Raw genomic sequence first — 721 nt, forward strand, 5'->3', positions numbered from 1 at the left:
GAGATGCCGGGCGATCAGTCCGCCGAGCGCGCCGAACGCGCCGGTGACCAGCACCGGTCCCGCGGTGGCGAGGCTCGGTTCCGGCGAGGGGCCCGGCCGGACCCTGGCGAGACGGGGGACGTGGACGATCCCGGCCCGCACGACCGTTTGGGGTTCGTTCGCGCCGAGCGCGAGGGCGAGCGCGGCGGGGTCGTCGTCGAGATCGGCCAGGACGATCCGGCCGGGCTCCTCCGACTGGGCGCTGCGGACCAGACCCCACACGGCGGCGGCCGCCGGGTCGGTCGCTTCCGAGCAGGGCGGGCCGACCGCTCCGGACGTCGCCACGACCAGGGTCGCGTCGGCGAACCGGTCGCCGCCGAGCCAGGTCTGGACGATGTGGAGGGCGTCCAGCGCGTCGGCCGGTCGGGCCACCACCAGCTCGGGCGCCGGGCCGTCCGCCGGAACGTCTGACCACTCCACGGCCGTGATCTCCGCCGGGGTGGCGGGGACGGGAGTCCACTGGAGGTGGAAGAGCGCTTCGTGGACGATCGACCGGGCCAGGGCGTCCTGGGCGGCGGCGAGCGGCCGGACCGTCAGGGAGCGGATCGAGGCGACGGGTTCGCCGTGCGCGTCGGCGACGTCGAGGGCCACCTCACCGTCACGGATCCGGCTGATCCGCAGCCGGAGCGCCGCCGCGCCGGAGGCGTGCAGTTCCACCCCCGACCAGGCGAACGGCAGCGCC

The 721-nt window shown here is 76.4% G+C and carries 1 protein-coding gene; it reads right to left on the minus strand.

Annotated features, from left to right (window positions below):
* Positions 1 to 721: SpnB-like Rossmann fold domain-containing protein (locus ACYVE7_RS35140; protein ID WP_460371006.1), on the minus strand; the 721-nt coding region annotated here is incomplete at both ends.

The organism is Actinocorallia lasiicapitis, assembly GCF_054778695.1.